The 16,600-nt window shown below is 46.4% G+C and carries 16 protein-coding genes and 3 pseudogenes; all 19 read left to right on the forward strand.

The window, feature by feature from the left end; genetic code table 11:
• Positions 1–506 (forward strand): ParA family protein (locus tag FLB61_RS12360; protein WP_221920367.1); only part of this gene is annotated, 506 nt, incomplete at its 5' end.
• Positions 460–693: a ParB N-terminal domain-containing protein gene (locus FLB61_RS12365; RefSeq protein ID WP_465231402.1), complete on the forward strand. Its 234-nt coding sequence runs from the start codon at positions 460–462 to the stop codon at positions 691–693. The genes FLB61_RS12360 and FLB61_RS12365, both read left to right, overlap by 47 nt.
• 51 nt (positions 694–744) lie before the next feature.
• A complete protein-coding gene (locus tag FLB61_RS12370) occupies positions 745–1,119 on the forward strand; it encodes a TnpV protein (protein WP_001129922.1) in 375 nt (124 codons plus the stop codon).
• 366 nt (positions 1,120–1,485) lie between these two features.
• The gene (tet(O), locus tag FLB61_RS12375; protein ID WP_000691758.1) at positions 1,486–3,405 is read left to right on the forward strand and encodes a tetracycline resistance ribosomal protection protein Tet(O); all 1,920 of its coding nucleotides are present in this window, start codon (positions 1,486–1,488) and stop codon (positions 3,403–3,405) included.
• Between the two features lie 54 nt (positions 3,406–3,459).
• Positions 3,460–3,630 carry a cysteine-rich KTR domain-containing protein gene (locus tag FLB61_RS12380; RefSeq protein WP_004614788.1) on the forward strand — a complete coding sequence of 57 codons (171 nt, stop codon included), beginning with the start codon at positions 3,460–3,462 and terminating at the stop codon, positions 3,628–3,630.
• A gap of 490 nt (positions 3,631–4,120) precedes the next feature.
• Positions 4,121–4,630, forward strand: a complete 510-nt coding sequence (locus tag FLB61_RS12385; protein WP_105116765.1) for a sigma-70 family RNA polymerase sigma factor — start codon at positions 4,121–4,123, stop codon at positions 4,628–4,630.
• A gap of 94 nt (positions 4,631–4,724) precedes the next feature.
• Positions 4,725–5,150: an RNA polymerase sigma factor gene (locus FLB61_RS12390; protein ID WP_000323895.1), complete on the forward strand. Its 426-nt coding sequence runs from the start codon at positions 4,725–4,727 to the stop codon at positions 5,148–5,150.
• Between the two features lie 83 nt (positions 5,151–5,233).
• Positions 5,234–5,708, forward strand: a pseudogene (locus FLB61_RS12395) (RNA polymerase sigma factor).
• Positions 5,709–5,862: 154 nt separating this feature from the next.
• Positions 5,863–6,895: pseudogene (locus FLB61_RS12400) on the forward strand (AAA family ATPase).
• Positions 6,896–7,412: 517 nt separating this feature from the next.
• Positions 7,413–8,378 carry a MobV family relaxase gene (gene mobV / locus FLB61_RS12405; RefSeq protein WP_001820668.1) on the forward strand — a complete coding sequence of 322 codons (966 nt, stop codon included), beginning with the start codon at positions 7,413–7,415 and terminating at the stop codon, positions 8,376–8,378.
• 8 nt (positions 8,379–8,386) lie between these two features.
• A complete protein-coding gene (locus FLB61_RS12410; RefSeq protein ID WP_000743700.1) occupies positions 8,387–9,241 on the forward strand; it encodes a ParB/RepB/Spo0J family partition protein in 855 nt (284 codons plus the stop codon).
• Positions 9,242–9,286: 45 nt separating this feature from the next.
• Entirely contained in the window at positions 9,287–9,517 is a 231-nt protein-coding gene (locus FLB61_RS12415; protein ID WP_001206986.1) for a YdbC family protein, read from the forward strand.
• Between the two features lie 71 nt (positions 9,518–9,588).
• On the forward strand, positions 9,589–9,780 hold the full coding sequence (locus FLB61_RS12420) for a hypothetical protein (RefSeq protein WP_001820669.1): 192 nt from the start codon (positions 9,589–9,591) through the stop codon (positions 9,778–9,780).
• A gap of 54 nt (positions 9,781–9,834) precedes the next feature.
• The gene (locus FLB61_RS12425; protein WP_001820670.1) at positions 9,835–11,691 is read left to right on the forward strand and encodes a recombinase family protein; all 1,857 of its coding nucleotides are present in this window, start codon (positions 9,835–9,837) and stop codon (positions 11,689–11,691) included.
• Positions 11,658–12,398, forward strand: a complete 741-nt coding sequence (locus FLB61_RS12430) for a ParB/RepB/Spo0J family partition protein (protein ID WP_246599236.1) — start codon at positions 11,658–11,660, stop codon at positions 12,396–12,398. The genes FLB61_RS12425 and FLB61_RS12430 overlap by 34 nt, the downstream gene beginning before the upstream one ends.
• A gap of 181 nt (positions 12,399–12,579) precedes the next feature.
• A pseudogene (locus FLB61_RS12435) lies at positions 12,580–14,244 on the forward strand (SpaA isopeptide-forming pilin-related protein); the annotation flags it as partial.
• Positions 14,245–14,309: 65 nt separating this feature from the next.
• On the forward strand, positions 14,310–15,287 hold the full coding sequence (locus FLB61_RS12440; RefSeq protein WP_465231403.1) for an ABC transporter ATP-binding protein: 978 nt from the start codon (positions 14,310–14,312) through the stop codon (positions 15,285–15,287).
• An 11-nt stretch (positions 15,288–15,298) separates the two neighbouring features.
• Positions 15,299–15,718 carry a metal-dependent transcriptional regulator gene (locus FLB61_RS12445; protein ID WP_221920368.1) on the forward strand — a complete coding sequence of 140 codons (420 nt, stop codon included), beginning with the start codon at positions 15,299–15,301 and terminating at the stop codon, positions 15,716–15,718.
• Between the two features lie 400 nt (positions 15,719–16,118).
• A complete protein-coding gene (locus tag FLB61_RS12450) occupies positions 16,119–16,499 on the forward strand; it encodes a sigma-70 family RNA polymerase sigma factor (protein ID WP_221920369.1) in 381 nt (126 codons plus the stop codon).
• The last annotated feature ends 101 nt before the right edge of the window (positions 16,500–16,600 follow it).

Here is a 16,600-nt window from a genome sequence, read left to right on the forward strand (position 1 = left end):
TGAAGAGCCGTGAGCGTGTCTTGAAAACCTATGTGAATGAGGTAAAAAAGAATTACGACTATGTACTGATTGACTGTATGCCCTCTCTTGGCATGATTACCATCAATGCTTTGGCGGCGGCTGACAGTGTGGTTATCCCAACACAGCCGCACTATCTTTCTGCGAAAGGTCTGGAGCTGTTGCTTCGCTCGGTTTCTATGGTCAAGCGGCAGATCAATCCCAAACTGAGGATAGATGGTATTCTGATGACAATGGTAATGCCCCGCACCAACATTTCAAAAGAAATTACTGCTTCGGTGAAAAGTGCATACGGGCAAAGGATCAAGGTTTTTGATACCGAAATCCCCCATTCTATCCGTGCGGTAGAAGCTACCGCAGAGGGAAAGAGTATTTTTGCTTATGACAAAAGCGGAAAGGTGGCCGCTGCCTATGAACAATTAGGAAAGGAGGTGGCAGAAATTGGCGAGAAGCAACGGACACAAAATCGAACTGACCGCATACGATGACCTTTTCCAGACGGATGAAAGCCGTGCGGAAGCAAAACTGAGCAAGATACGGGACATTCCGATTGCGGAAATTGACGAGTTTCCAGATCATCCGTTCAAAGTTTTACTGGACGAGGACATGGAACAGCTTGTTGAGAGCATCAAGAGAAATGGAGTGATGACCCCGGCAACGGTTCGGCTGATGTAGGACGGATTTTGCGGACATTCAAAATAAAAAAGAATGTGGAGGTAACAGACAATGGCAAAATCATTATTTGAGGAACTGGGCGGCAAATACGAAAGGCAAGGGGATTATTTGATACCGTGCTTAACTGTACCCGCCGAAGAAGAACAGGCAATAGGCATCTGGGGGCAACGGCATTTAGATTATCTAAAACAGTACCGTAAAGTTACATACACCAATCTTCTTACAAGCGGCAGGCTAAACGCCTACCTTGCCGACATCAACAGACAGGCACAGGAACGCTTTGAAAGGCTCATAGAGGGTATGAAACAGGCACAGGGCATAACGGAACAGCTAAAGGCAGAAAACGCCTTAGAATGGACAGGATGCCTCAATAACATAAGGGCTTGTGCGAGGGAGATTGTGGAAAAGGAAATTATTTTTGCATAAACAGATGATTAGTGGCAGGGGGAAATCCTGCCGCTTTTTCTGCTTTAGTTTGTCAGCTTGACAAATAAAGGGTTAAGGAATATAATTAGATTCAGTATTATACAAGGAGTTAATAAATATGCGGCAAGGTATTCTTAAATAAACTGTCAATTTGATAGTGGGAACAAAAAGTAGCAGTCCCGTTTCACTTTTAATATGGGGCTTAGTTTTTTGTACCCAGTTTAAGAATACTTTTATCATGTAATTTTATATGCCCGAAAACATATAAGTGTTTTGGGGCTATTGGAGTTATTTACCCAGTGATAGGAGTATTTATCACTGGGTATTTTTATGCCCTTTTTTGGGTGTTGATAGGAGGAAAATCACATGAAAATAATTAACTTAGGCATTCTGGCTCACGTTGACGCAGGAAAGACAACATTAACGGAAAGTTTATTGTATACCAGTGGTGCAATTGCAGAACTAGGGAGCGTAGATGAAGGCACAACAAGGACAGATACAATGAATTTGGAGCGTCAAAGGGGAATCACTATCCAGACAGCAGTGACATCTTTTCAGTGGGAGGATGTAAAAGTCAACATTATAGATACGCCAGGCCATATGGATTTTTTGGCGGAAGTATACCGTTCTTTATCCGTATTAGACGGAGCAGTATTATTAGTTTCTGCAAAGGATGGCATACAGGCACAGACCCGTATACTGTTTCATGCACTACAGATAATGAAGATTCCGACAATTTTTTTCATCAATAAAATTGACCAAGAGGGGATTGATTTGCCAATGGTATATCGGGAAATGAAAGCAAAGCTTTCTTCGGAAATTATAGTGAAGCAAAAGGTTGGGCAGCATCCCCATATAAATGTAACGGACAATGACGATATGGAACAGTGGGATGCGGTAATTATGGGAAACGATGAACTATTAGAGAAATATATGTCAGGGAAACCGTTTAAAATGTCAGAACTGGAACAGGAAGAAAACAGGAGATTCCAAAACGGAACGTTATTTCCCGTTTATCACGGAAGCGCTAAAAACAATCTGGGGATTCGGCAGCTTATAGAAGTAATTGCCAGTAAATTTTATTCATCAACGCCTGAAGGTCAATCTGAACTATGCGGGCAGGTTTTTAAGATTGAATATTCAGAGAAAAGGCGGCGTTTTGTTTATGTGCGTATATATAGCGGAACATTGCATTTGAGGGATGTTATTAGAATATCTGAAAAAGAGAAAATAAAAATCACAGAGATGTGTGTTCCGACAAACGGTGAATTATATTCATCCGATACAGCCTGCTCTGGTGATATTGTAATTTTACCAAATGATGTTTTGCAGCTAAACAGTATTTTGGGGAACGAAATACTGTTGCCGCAGAGAAAATTTATTGAAAATCCTCTCCCTATGCTCCAAACAACGATTGCAGTAAAGAAATCTGAACAGCGGGAAATATTGCTTGGGGCACTTACAGAAATTTCAGATGGCGACCCTCTTTTAAAATATTATGTGGATACTACAACGCATGAGATTATACTTTCTTTTTTGGGGAATGTGCAGATGGAAGTCATTTGTGCCATCCTTGAGGAAAAATATCATGTGGAGGCAGAAATAAAAGAGCCTACTGTTATATATATGGAAAGACCGCTTAGAAAAGCAGAATATACCATCCACATAGAAGTCCCGCCAAATCCTTTCTGGGCTTCTGTCGGGTTGTCCATAGAGCCGCTCCCTATTGGAAGCGGAGTGCAGTATGAAAGCAGAGTTTCACTTGGATATTTAAATCAATCGTTCCAAAATGCGGTTATGGAGGGGGTTCTTTATGGCTGCGAGCAGGGGCTGTATGGATGGAAAGTGACAGACTGTAAAATCTGTTTTGAATATGGATTGTATTATAGTCCTGTAAGTACCCCCGCAGACTTTCGGCTGCTTTCCCCTATCGTATTGGAGCAGGCTTTAAAAAAAGCAGGGACAGAACTATTAGAGCCATATCTCCACTTTGAAATTTATGCACCGCAGGAATATCTCTCACGGGCGTATCATGATGCTCCAAGGTATTGTGCAGATATTGTAAGTACTCAGATAAAGAATGACGAGGTCATTCTGAAAGGAGAAATCCCTGCTAGATGTATTCAAGAATACAGGAACGATTTAACTTATTTCACAAATGGGCAGGGAGTCTGCTTGACAGAGTTAAAAGGATACCAGCCAGCTATTGGTAAATTTATTTGCCAACCCCGCCGCCCGAATAGCCGTATAGATAAGGTTCGGCATATGTTCCACAAGTTAGCTTAACAGCTTGCAAAAGTCATATAAAATGAGATTTGAAAGGATTAGAGACTAATTATGATGAAATGCGAATGGATATTGTGTCCTGTTTGTGGGAGCAAAACCCGTAATAAAATTAGGAAGGACACTGTTTTGGAGAATTATCCCCTTTATTGTCCAAAATGCAGACAAGAAAGATTGATTAAAGTTGACAACTTGAAGATAACTGTCATCAAAGAGCCAGACGCTTAAGACGCAGAGCCGATGAAATTGTGGAACAATTCACGAATCATCGGCTCTTTTTGTTTCGTATTTGAAAGAACAAACTCACCAAATAAAAAAAACGATATTCGGGTGGGTTATTTTGTTATACCCTAAATTACCCTCTGAATTTGTTTTTAAATTTGGAGGGATTTTTTTATGTCCTTTTTTCGGGCAGTTATCTATCTGCTCATACGAAGCAAAATTTATCAATACATAGCATATCAGAGAACGGCAGGAAACCAGTTAAAAAAATTTCTGCCAGTGCAACGGTACTTCTCACCTTGAAAGTAGAAGTACAATCTCCATACAATAGAATTACTATTTCCTATAACCGTAAAGGTCACAGAGCCTTTGCGGTTTTTCTTTTGTCGATTTTTGTTGGAAAGTGCCGTAGGGCTGTTTCTGATATGCGGTGTCGTTCTCCGCCTCTCCATCTGGATTTTTTACATTTCAAAAATTCAGATGGGAGGTATTTATGGTGAAATATGCACCAAGAAAGGTATATATCAGAGAAAGTGGCGGCTATGTGGAATTATCCTACACGGAGTTCTGCCGTTGCAGGGAATCCGACCAGACCTATATGGACAAGCTGTTTATCCCCATTCAAGGCTGTCTGCTTGAAGTCGTGAGGGAGCAATACACAGACTTCTACCGTGACAAGGAACGGTGGCGTTATCTGCAAAAATTAGATACAAAGAATAGACTGCTATCTCTCGACGGATTTACGGACAGCGAGGGGAATCCTCTGGACTTTATCACTGATGAAGCGGTGGACATTGCAGAAACCGTTGTCAATGCGGTCATGGTGGACAGGCTGAAAGCCGCCCTGCCTTTGCTGTCGGATAGTGAACAGGAGCTGATACAGGCAATCTTTTTTGACGGACTTTCCGAGCGTGAAGTCGGGGCGAGGTTGGGCATAACCCAGAGCGTTGTAAACAAACGCAAAGCCAGAATCCTAATAAAACTAAGAAAGATAATAGAAAATTAAAATTTAAGGCGTTCAGCCCCCTTGTTTTTTCCTTTGGGAAGATGAGGGGGCTTTTCTCTGCCCTCTCAATCAATTCTGATTGGAGGAAGTAAGAATGGCATACAACCACGGACGGGAGGACAGGAAATGGCGTATCTGGAAAGAAGCGGAGGAAAAGCTGCTGCGTGAGTGCGGCGTTGATGAAGCGACCATTGAGCAGATACGCATGGCGGACAGGGCAGACTTCAATTCCAACAGGCGGTTTTACCGATGGACGAATGACGTTGCGGAATATCTTGAGGACATGGCAGGCAGGGAGCGGCAGGCGGAAGTGGGTACGGTTGCGGAGTTACTGGAAGAGATTGAGAGCGAAAATCTCTATCAAGTATTAGTCACGGTGGACGGGCGTACCTTGAAAATCGTCCTGCTGAAAATGCAGGGGTATTCCACAAAGGAGATTGCCCCGCTTGTGCATTTGACGACTGGTGCCATCTATGCGAGGTTAGACCATCTGCGGAAGAAGCTGCGGAAAATTTTATAGCTTCTAAAACAGCCTGCCATCCTGCGGGCTACTGGGTGAGGGATGGAAATCCCCTCACTCATTTTTTGCAGGAGGACAACAGGATGGCATACAGGGTTAAGGCATACACGCTTCGGGAGGAATCCACGGAAAGCGGCACAAGGTATTTTATCAGCTTTAAGGACGGGCAGGGCAAATCCCACGAGTTGGAAGTGTCGGAACAGTTCTTTATGGAGTTTCGGCAGATGGAGCGCAGGAACAGGAATCTTTTCTAATGGGACGAGCGGCACAGGGAGTTTAACGAGGTATGGGACGAAACCCTTTACAGACGGGCGTTGCGTGTGCCTAAGAGCCTTGATGAACGCATGGTTGAGGAAGAACGGAATGAAACGCTCTATAAGGCGGTTGGGAGCCTTCCAGAGATACAAAGGCGGCGTTTCCTGCTCTACTACGAGTATGAGTTCAATTTTTACCAAATCGCCGCTATGGAGCATTGCACCGCTTCGGCAATACAGAAATCTGTTGCGATTGCAAAGGAGAAAGTAAAGGCGGAAATTGAAGAAATATCTCCAACCGTGACCGACACCGCCCGAAAAAGAAATCTGTTTTTTATTTGTGTGGGATTGGCGGCATTACATACTCTCACTTTTTTCCGTGGGAGTAAATCTATTTTTAAGGAGGTCAACGCCTATGTGCAACGAAAACAAAGACACCGCCCGAAAGGAGGAAAGCCATGCAGAAGTTACAGACAGTCAACGCCGAAACGCTCCTTTATGAACCGCTTGAGAAACCATCCTTTGTGGTGGACAGCCTTATCCCGACAGGCTTATCGCTGTTCTGCGGCTCACAGAAGATAGGCAAAAGCTGGCTCATGCTGAAGCTATGCTTATGCGTGTCGCAGGGAATCCCTTTATGGGATATGCCGACAATGGAGGGCGATGTGCTTTACCTCTGCCTTGAGGACACGTTCTGCCGCATACAGGACAGGTTATTTCGTTTGACGGACGAAGCAAGCGGGCGGCTCCACTTTGCCGTGGCAAGCTGCAAGCTGTCAGACGGTCTTATCGTGCAGCTTGAAGATTATCTGAAAGATTACCCAGACAGCAGGCTCATTGTCATTGATACCTTGCAGAAAGTCCGTACAGCTTCAAAAGACAATGCCTATGCAAGCGACTATGGGGACATCTCCCTCATCAAAGACTTTGCCGACAGGCACTCTCTGGCGGTCATTGTCGTACACCACATCCGAAAGCAGAATGACAGCGACGTGTTCAACAAGGTGTCTGGGACGACAGGATTAACGGGGAGTGCGGACGCTACCTTTGTTCTGGAAAAGGAGAAACGTGCGTCTGACACCGCCAAGCTGTATGTGACGGGCAGGGACACGCCTTATCAGGAATACACGCTGCGTTTCCGTGATTGCCGTTGGGAGCTTGTGGAGCGGAAAACGCAGGAGCAGCTTGCGAAAGAAACGATACCAGATGTCCTTTTTCGGTTGGTGGATTTTATGAGGGATAAGGAAGAATGGATAGGCACGGCAACGGAACTGTTAGCCGCTATGGGGGAAACGGAAACCATACCCACGGTGATTACGAAATGGCTGAATGAATACCGCACCACATTTTTAAGCGAGAACCGTATCTGCTACCAGTACAGCCGCAGGAAAGACGGCAGGCGGATTGCCCTTGCAAGGAGGGCGGGTGACAGCGGTGATGGTGGTGACAGCGATATTAGGATACCCCCCTGTTACTGTCATTGACGCTTAAAGCCATGTAAAGCTGGCGGCTCTGCCCTGCGGGTGACAGCAGTGACGGTGGTGACAGTGATTTTAGGATACCCTGCCGCTGTCATCCCTACGGGAGAACACCCCGTAAACGCAAAATGCAGGCGTGAGATTTACTCGCCCTTTTCGGTCGTGTAAAACCACCCCTGCGGTCAGAAAAATCATTCCGATTTTTCCGACTGCGTTTACAGGGTGTAACACACTACACTTTGCCCTGCAAAGTCGTGTGCCAGACGTTCCCTCTGGACTCCCTTAAGGCAGGGCTGTGCCCTGCTATCCTACGCCTTACGGCTTCGGATAAAAGAATGGCGGCATGACGGTGACGGCTCTTGCGAGGGGGGTATCCCAAAAACACCGTCATCATCGACATGACCGTCATGCAGGGGGTGAGGGTGACAGTTGCGGCAGTCGGCAGGGGGTATCCCAAAACTGCTGTCACCACCGTCACCGCTGTCACCCCAAAGGACGGTCACCCGCCGAAAGAAAGGAGGAATCCGCCTATGCCTTATGCAATCCTGCGTTTCCAGAAACGAAAAGCGGGCGGCGTTGCGGCTTGTGAACGCCACAACGAGCGGAAGAAAGAAGCCTACAAAAGCAACCCAGATATAGATATGGAACGCTCTAAAAACAATTACCATCTCATAGCACCACCAAAGTACACCTACAAGAAAGAGATTAACCGCATGGTAGCCGAAGCGGGGTGCAGGACAAGGAAAGACAGCGTGATGATGGTGGAAACGCTCATCACAGCTTCACCAGAATTTATGAACCAGTTACCGCCCGAAGAACAAAAAGCGTATTTCCAGACGGCTCTTGACTTCATTTCGGAGCGTGTTGGAAAGCAGAATATCCTCTCCGCTGTCGTCCATATGGACGAGAGAACGCCCCATATGCACCTCTGCTTTGTGCCGATTACGCCAGACAATAAGCTGTCAGCGAAAGCTATCTTAGGCAACCAGAAATCATTATCCGAGTGGCAGACCGCCTACCATGAGCGGATGTCCTCACGGTGGAATCAGCTTGAACGGGGGCAGTCCTCAATGGAAACCAAGCGGAAACACGTCCCCACATGGCTCTATAAATTAGGCGGCAGGCTTGATAAACAGTATGAAGAAATCGTGTCTGCCCTATCCGACATCAACGCCTTTAACGCAGGGAAGAAAAGGGATAAAGCGTTAGATTTACTCTCTGCATGGCTGCCAGACGTGGAGAAATTCTCTAAGGAAATCGGGAAACAGCAGGCGTATATCGACAGTTTGAAAGAGAGAATTGGGCAGGAATCAGACTATGCGGGGCGTATGCGTGATGAAAAGTACGAGCAGGAACTAAAGGTGCAGAAAGCGAATCAGAAGATATTTGAATTGCAGAGAACCAACGAGCAGATGGGGCGGCTGCTGTCAAAAATACCGCCCGAAGTGTTGGAAGAATTGCAGAAAAATCATAGAAGCAGAGCGAAAGAAAGGTAGATATGTGAATGAAGAAACAGGATTTTAAGGTGTTAAAGACCAAAGACTTGTACCCGTTCCCCGACAATCCGTTTCATGTGGCAGAAGATGAAACACTGTCAGAGTTAGCGGAAAGCATCAAGGAATTTGGCATTGTCACGCCGATAATCACACGCCCGAAAGAGGACGGGGACGGTTATGAAGTGATTGCAGGACAGCGGCGTGTCCGTGCTTCTGAACTTGCAGGGATAAATACCGTGCCTGCGTTTGTCCTGCCCTTAGACCGTGACCGAGCCATCATCACCCTTGTAGACAGCAATTTGCAGCGTGAGAATATCCTGCCATCGGAGCGGGCGTTTGCTTACAAGATGAAATCCGAAGCCATGAAGCGGCAGGGTTTCCGCACAGACTTAACCTCGTCACAAGTTGTGACGAAGTTGCGGACGGACGACAAGGTGGCACAGGGCTTCGGCGTGGGCAGGATGACCGTGCAGCGTTTTATCCGCCTGACGGAACTGATACCGCCGATTTTGCAGATGGTGGACGAGGGGAAAATCGCCCTCACGCCTGCGGTGGAACTGTCCTTCTTGAAGAAAGACGAGCAGGAAAACCTCTTTGCCACGATGGAGAGCGAAGAAGCAACGCCCTCACTCTCACAGGCACAGCGGATGAAACAGTTAAGCCAGAGCGGGCGGCTTGACATGGATACGATATTTGCGATTATGACGGAGGAAAAGGGCAACCAGAAAGAAACCTTGAAAATCAACACAAGCAAGCTGAAAAAATACTTTCCGAAGAACACAACGCCGAAGCAGATGGAGGAAACCATCATCAAACTTTTGGAGCGTGAGTTGCAGAGGAAACGCAACCGTGACAGCCGCTAATCTTCTTTTTTCGGGAAGTAAATACAGAGAGTTGAGGTATGGAGAATGAGAGAAATCCAGTATGAAATCGTAAAGGAAATCGCAGTATTGTCTACGGGCGACAGTGGCTACACAAAGGAAATCAATCTCATTTCATGGAATGGGAAAGAGCCGAAGTATGACATCCGCAGCTTTTCCCCGAACCGTGAAAAGTGCGGCAAGGGAATCACGCTGAACGCTGATGAAGCGGCGGCACTCCTTAAAGCATTACAGAAAGAATTAAACAGCGAGGATTAATGGTATCTGATTGGCAGGGCGGGGACATTTCCAAACTCTTCCCTGCCCTGTCTGGAAAGGAAGATTTAAGTATGGGCGAGGATAAGAAAGCAGATAAAAAGAGAAAGCGTATCGTGCCAAAAGCACCAGTGCAGATGATAATCAGCCGTGAATATGTCGGCACACAGACCGTTACAGAAGCGTTTGTCCCGATTATCTCCGAGGATATTCGGAAGAAGATTGCCGAGGGCGACACCTTCGACAATGAGGGGCTGTCCGCTTAGAATGTACGCAATGGGACATGAAAACAGATAGGACAGATACGGAGGTTTTACAGTATGGCAGGAATCAAAGAAGAAAAGAAAATCTATTTAGTCGGCATTTATTGCCGCTTATCTAAAGACGATGGTACGGATAACGAGAGTGCGAGCATTGCGACACAGAAATCCATCCTCACGGATTATGTGAAAAAGCAGGGATGGCACATAGCAAAAACGTATGTGGACGATGGTTATTCTGGTACAAATTTCCAAAGACCAAGTTTCCAGAATATGATAAAAGACATTGAAAGCGGTCTGATAAACTGCGTGATTACGAAAGATTTATCCCGTCTGGGGAGAAACTATCTTGATTGTGGGTTATATCTGGAAGTTTTCTTCCCAGAGCATAACGTGAGGTATATAGCGGTCAATGACGGCGTAGATACCTTGAATAAATCTGCTATGGACATCACGCCTTTCCGCAACATTTTAAACGAAATGTATGCCGCTGACATATCTGTTAAGATAAAATCGGCATATCGGGCGAGGTTTCAACAGGGGAAATTCATGGGAACTACCGCCCCTTATGGCTATATCAAAGACCCTGCCGACCACAACCATCTGCTGATAGATGATAAAGTGGCACATGTTGTAAAAGAGATATTCGACCTTGCATTAAAAGGGAATGGAGTTGCCAAAATTTGCAGACATCTTAATAAACAGCATATCCTACGCCCTGCCGCTTATGCGGCGGAGCGTGGCGAAACAGGCTTTGAACGTCATTTTGAGGGGAACGAGGACAAACGCTATATTTGGAGTGGGAACAGCGTGAGGAGCATTTTAAGAAGCCCGATATATGCGGGAAATCTTGTAGGCTACAAACGGATTGCCGCCAATATGAAAAGCAAGAAACGCCCCTCTAAGCTGCCCGAAGAATGGGAAGTGATACCCAATACCCATGAGGGAATAGTCACGCAGGAGGAATTTGATATTGTCCAACAGCTTATTACAAGTCGTAGGCTTCCACAGAACAAGGGAGGATTTGTAAATATTTTTGCAGGCGTTATCAAGTGTGTGGACTGCGGATGTGCTCTGCGGGCAATGAACGTACACAGGAGGAAACGCCCAGAGATTATCGACTGTGTACAGTATTCATGTAATAATTATGCAAGAAACGGAAGAAGCGAGTGTAGTGCCCACAATATAGAAGCAAGGGATTTATTCAATGCCGTTCTTGCCGACATCAACTGTTTTGCGGATATGGCAGTGAATGATGAAAAGGCGGTCAGGGCCATAGAAAAGCGGCTCACGGAAACAGACCAGAGCAGGGCGAAAGCATTAGAGAAAGAACGTAAGAAGCTGAACAAACGCCTTGCGGAACTGGACAGGCTGTTTTCCTCTCTCTACGAGGATAAGGTCATGGAGCGTATTACCGAGCGGAATTTTGAGATGATGTCGGGGAAATACCAGAAAGAGCAGCTTGAAATTGAAGCAAGGCTGAAAGAGGTGACGGAAACTCTTAATGAAAGCTACGAGAAATCACGGGGAATCCGTGACTTCCTCGCCCTTATCCGAAATTATCAAGGCTTAAAAGAACTGGATGCAACAGTTATAAACGCACTCATAGACAAGATACTTGTTTCGGAGCGTGAGAAGATGGCAGACGGAACAGTGAAGCAGGAAATCAAGATTTACTATAAATTCATCGGCTTTGTCGATGAATTACATATCATACCTACAAAACGGTGGGCAGCAATGCCCGCTAAAAATTGTACGGTGTGCGGCGTTGAATATGTCCCGGGCTCTGGTGCATCAAGGTATTGTCCTGCTTGTGCCAAGAAGATACGGAGGGAGAAATCAAACGAGAGCAAACGCAGGAGCAGAGAACAGAAAAGGATAGCATGTATGAACTGTCCGCAAAAAATGACCGACTGAAAGAGGATGGGCGGTATGAGCTTATCAGCGGCCACAGGCGCAAAAAGGCATGTGAAATTGCTGGTCTTGAAACTCTGAAATGCGAGGTGAAGGAGCTGACCCGTGACGAAGCCATTATTGTGATGGTCGAGTCCAATCTGCAAAGATCAACGATCTTACCAAGTGAGAAAGCCTTTGCCTATAAAATGCGTCTGGAAGTAATGAACAGACAGGGCCAAAGAAGGGATTTAACTTCGTCCCCAGTGGGGACAAAGTTACGTTCTGATGCAGAGTTAGCTGAAAAAGTTGGAGAAAGCCGCAATCAAATCCAAAGGTATATCCGCTTGACCGAGCTTGTTCCTGAAATCTTGCAGATGGTAGATGAACGGCAGATTGCTTTTCGCCCGGCGGTAGAAATCTCTTATCTGTCCGATGAACAGCAGTATTCCCTTCTGGAAGCCATGCAGTATAACGATGCGACTCCGTCACTTGCACAGGCTATCAAAATGAAAAAGTTCATGCAGGACGGAAAACTCACAGATGAGGTTATCCAGTCGATCATGCAGGAAGAAAAGCCAAACCAGAGGGAAAAACCTGCTTTCCGTGATGAACGGATTACCAAGCTCATTCCCAAGAGCGTTCCCAGAGGCAGGGAATCGGATTTTGTTGTCAAGGCGCTGGAATTTTACAATCGCTACCTGCAGCGAAACAAAGACCGGGAACGATAGCCACACATCGAGGGCGAGGTCTGCCTGTTGGTGTGGATAGCCAAATTTTCGCTTTCCCCCTCTCCACACCTCACCCCCTAATTACTACCAAAACTATCCGAAAGAAAAAAATTGGCAGTCGTTATAGACTGCTTTTTTCGGTTAGTAAAGAAACTCACAAACAAAAAGTAGGAGGTAATGTATGAAATTCCCCAAATTATTCAAAAAGGCTGCGGCCCTTGTCATGGCTGCGGTCACAACCTTCTCTGTGCTGCCAGCGACAACAGCATTTGCTGCGGGAGATATTGGCACGATTTCCTTTGACTTCACTTATGACAGGAACGGAAATGCCATGCGCTATAACTCCAGTGCAGTGTTTGACGGTTATACCGCAGGCGGAACAGGCAGTTACAAGTACCGTATGTATGTAGACGGCGATAATGCGTTCTGCATTCAGCCGGGTGTACCGCTGAAAACAGGCAATACCCTGAAGAAAAATTCTTCCCAGACATGGAATGCCCTTTCTTTCAGCCAGAAAAAGGCAGTAGGACTTGCCCTGCTCTATGGCTATCAGGGAAACCGCAGTCATCTTTCGGGAAGTGATGATGAGAAATGGCTTGCCACACAGACTCTTGTTTGGGAATTTGTGACGGGATGCCGTGAGTCCACAGGATCTTACCAGCAGACAAGTCAGAAAGCGTATAGCCTGCACTTTGGTTCCAATTATCCAAACAGCGGTGCTGCCGAGGTGTATAACCAGATCGTTTCTCTGCTGTCCAAACACAATACCATTCCGAGTTTTACGTCGGGTGGTGCGGATGACATCACAAAGGAACTTTCCTATCAGGACGGGAAATACACCATGACACTGACGGATAACAATGGTGTCCTTGCAGACTATTCCTTTGCCACATCCGACAGTAAAGTGAGTGTGTCCAAATCCGGCAACAAGCTGACGATCACATCCGAAACAGCCTTTGACGGTTCTGTAAGAATCACCGCCACAAGAAGCAATGTGCCAACGGTCAGCAGCAGCGCAAAACTGATCGCCTATGGTGATCCCAGCCTGCAGGATGTTGTGACCGGTGTGGAAAATGCAGATGCAGTAAAAGCATATCTGAATGTGGAGACACCTACCGGTACAATCGCACTGAACAAGACTTCTGAGGACGGCGTTGTTGAAGGTATTTCCTTTACGATCAAGGGCGAGAACTTCAACAAAACTGTTACCACAGACGAAAACGGCAATCTGACTGTGGAGGGATTGTTCCCCGGCACTTACACCATTACGGAACAGTCCATTGACAAGTATGAGCCGCAGGAAACCCAGACTATTACACTGATCGGCGGCAAGGCCACCACAGTTAACTTCAACAATACGCTGAAAAGAGGAAGCCTTGAGGTTGTAAAAACTTCCGAGGACAGTCTGGTTGAGGGCGTGACGTTCCACCTCTACGGAACATCGTTAAGCGGCTTGCCGGTAGATGAGTATGCTGTAACCGATGCCGAGGGTGTGGCAAAATTTGAAAATATTCTGATCAGCGGTGATACCCCGTATGTTCTTGAGGAAATAGATACCGCCATCCGCTATGTGGTTCCGGCAAGCCAGACCGCTCCGGTGGAATGGAACAAGGTTACAGAGCGCAGCTTTACCAACATCCTTAAAAAATTCAATGTAACTGTCACAAAGACAGACGCTGAAACCGGGACAGCCCAGGGGGATGCTTCCCTTGCCGGTGCAGTTTATGGCATTTATAAGAGCGAGGAGCTGATCGACACTTACACCACCGACGGAAACGGACAGTTTACCACAGACTACTATGTGTGCGGCAATGACTGGAGTATCCGTGAGATCAGCCCATCGGAAGTGACAATCTGAAATTAACAAAAGCCAGTGTCCCCTATGACGCTGTCAAACAGGCCGTTGTCCGAGTGTTCAGCGACTTGCTGCTTTTGTCCTCGGTCTGGTTCTGGTTGGACGGCTCCCTGCCGTTGGCCTACGGTCTGATTTTGGTGATTGCTTCTTTCATGGTGTTTAACGACTTGGAGAATGCCGGGAACATGGCTTCTCTGCTCCAAATGCTGGCGGCCTCAATGGATACGGCAAATTCCATTGACGATACGCCGGTGATGGACGAGAAGGGCACGGACATTACGCCGAAGTCCAGCAAGATCGTGTTTGACAAGGTGGATTTTTTGTATGCAGACCGCAAGATACTGGATCAGGTCAGCTTTACCATTCCCGAAAAAACGACTACGGCTATTATTGGCCCTTCCGGGGCAGGTAAGACAACGATGTGCAACCTGATTGCCCGTTTTTGGGATGTGAACGCCGGAAAGATTACCATAGGCGGTACAGATGTACGGGATTTCAAACTGGACAGTCTGATGAAGAATATCTCGATGGTGTTCCAGAGCGTGTACCTGTTTGCAGATACGATTGAAAATAATATCAAGTTTGGCTGCCCGGACGCCACCCATGAGCAGGTGGTTGAAGCAGCGAAAAAGGCTTGCTGCCATGACTTTATTTCTGCTCTGCCGGAGGGTTATGATACTGTGATCGGCGAGGGCGGCGGCACTTTGTCTGGTGGTGAAAAGCAGCGCATCTCCATCGCCCGCGCCATGCTGAAAAATGCGCCTATCATTATTTTGGACGAGGCAACTAGCAGCGTTGACCCGGAGAATGAGGACGAATTGCAGCGAGCTATCGAGGCACTGACTCATGATAAGACCATTATTATGATTGCCCATCGCCTGAAAACCGTTCGCAGCGCTGACCAAATCCTCGTGTTAAACAATGCTCACATTGTCCAGAGCGGTACTCATGCGGAGCTGATCCAGCAGAAGGGCTTGTATGCCGACTTTGTGACGGCCAGACAGGAGGCCATCGGCTGGAAACTGGCTCAGTAAAGGAGGTAGCGATGAAACTTCATGCGTCCGGGGAGGATTATCTGGAAACCATCCTTGTTCTCCATAAGAAGATGGGTATGGTGCGCTCCGTAGATGTTGCCCGGCACATGGGAGTGTCAAAACCGAGTGTTTGTGTGGCGGTCAACACCCTGAAAGACGGCGGCTTTCTCACAATGGATGAAGATCACTTTCTCCATTTGACCGATGTAGGCCGCGAGGTTGCCGAAAAAATCTATGAGCGCCATTGCTTCTTTACGGAACAACTTATCGCAGCAGATGTTGATCCTGAAACTGCAGAAGTAGATGCTTGCCGGATAGAACATGTGATCAGTAATGAAAGTTTTGAACGGTTGAAAGAAGCCGCCTTTAGAAAGCAGGAAAACGAGATTTCTGCCCTGTCAAAAGAGATAAAGGACAAGCCCACCGAATAAAAAAAACGGTGTTTCGGTGGGCGGATTCATCATGCCTTATTACGCATCTTCCCTCTGAACCCGTTTTGGGTTTGGAGGGATTTTTTATGTGCTGGTCTGCTTCAACCGCCCCGCTGCTTATCAAAAGCAGCAACTACCTACATAATTTCATACAGGAATGAAGATAGCCTCTCAAAAAATCTTCTGCTGCTGGTGGCACTCTCACGCCCCTAATGTAGAAGTTTTAGCTCTACAACATAGTTCTTATTTTTCTCAATGCCGCAAAGGTTTAACAGCCTTTGCGGTTTTTTGTTTGTCGATATTTGTCGGGAAAAGGGATAAGCCTTCTTCCGGTATCGGCTGCCGTTCTCCGCCCTTTCCAATCTGAATGTTCAAACAAATCAGATTGGAGGTAAGGAAGATGGCGTATAACCATGGAAAAGCAGAGCGCAAATGGAAGCTCTGGAAAGAGAAAGAAGAAAAGATTTTAAGAGACAGCGGTGTTTCCGAAGATATGATCGAAGAAATCCGTCTCTATGACCGTCAGGCATTTAATTCAGACAGACGATATTATGAGCGTGTGCAGGAAACAGGTACATATCTGGATACCGTAGCAGCATCCACCGATCAGCCAGAACCGAAAACAGTACAGGATTTCCTGGATCATATTGAAAATCAGGAATTGTATCATGTACTGATTACAGTGGACAGGCTTACCCTTCAGATCGTTCTGATGAAGATCCAGGGGTACAGCACGCATGAAATAGCCAGGTATCTGAAGATTACCGAAAAGGCGGTTTAGAGGCGTATGGACAGGCTGAAAGAAAAAGTGAAGAAGATCTTTGATTAATTCATGATAATCACAAAGCAGGGTGTGAGAACAAACTCCGCCCTGCTTATTAT

This window comes from Sellimonas caecigallum (genome assembly GCF_019754295.1).
In the GTDB taxonomy this organism is placed as follows: domain Bacteria; phylum Bacillota; class Clostridia; order Lachnospirales; family Lachnospiraceae; genus Sellimonas; species Sellimonas caecigallum.